We start from the raw sequence: 774 nt of genomic DNA, 5'->3' as shown, positions 1-774 counted from the left end.
CCCACGAAGCCGATGCGGCGGTGCCCGTGGGCCAGCAGGTGTGCGACGGCGGCCCGCGTGCCGCCGCGGTTGTCGATGACCACGGTGTCGACGTCCATCCCGGCCGCGGGCCGGTCCACGACCACCACGGGCAGCCCCGCGGCGATCTCGGAGCGGAGCGCCGACTGGTCGGCCCCGGCGGGCGTGACGATCAGCGCGCCGACCCGGCGTTCGATCAGCTCACCGGTCAGCGACGCCTCGCGGTCGGGGTCCTCGTCGGACGACGCCGTCAGGAGCTGCAGCCCGTGCTCCCGCAGCTCGCGCTCGATACCGCTGGCCAGAGCGGAGTAGAACTCGTTGGCCAGGTCGCCGGTGATGAACCCGACCAGGCGGGACAGGCCGCCCCGGGCCAGGTCGGCGGCCACGGCGTTGCGCCGGAAGCCCAGCGACGCCGCGGCGTCCTGCACGCGCTCCCTGGTGGCCGAGGCCACGTTGGGCTCGCCGTTGAGCACCCGGGAGGCCGTCTTCAGGCTCACCCCGGCGGCCTGTGCCACCACCGCCAGCGTCGGACGACGCATCACGTCAGGCCCTCCCGTCGCTTGCGCATCAGCATGTCGATGATGATCGCCAGCAGCAGGACCGCGCCGGTGACCATGTACCGTGCCGCCTGGTCCACGTTCATCAGCGTGAGCCCGTTGGCGATGGACTGGATGACCAGCACCCCGAGCACCGCGGACCACGCGCTGCCGCGCCCGCCGAACAGGCTCGTGCCGCCGATCACCGCGGCGGCGATGG

Annotated in this window: 1 protein-coding gene and 1 pseudogene; both read right to left on the bottom strand. The window is 73.5% G+C overall.

Going from position 1 to position 774, the window contains the following annotated elements; genetic code table 11:
• On the bottom strand, nt 1-533 hold a 533-nt coding region (locus PROKR_RS09385), incomplete at its 3' end, for a LacI family DNA-binding transcriptional regulator (protein WP_211240085.1).
• Between the two features lie 23 nt (nt 534-556).
• Nucleotides 557-774, bottom strand: a pseudogene (locus tag PROKR_RS09380) (sugar ABC transporter permease); the annotation flags it as partial.

The sequence above is a fragment of the Promicromonospora kroppenstedtii DSM 19349 genome (genome assembly GCF_000515355.1).
Lineage (GTDB): Bacteria > Actinomycetota > Actinomycetes > Actinomycetales > Cellulomonadaceae > Promicromonospora > Promicromonospora kroppenstedtii.
This window is presented reverse-complemented; position numbering and strand designations above follow the sequence as displayed.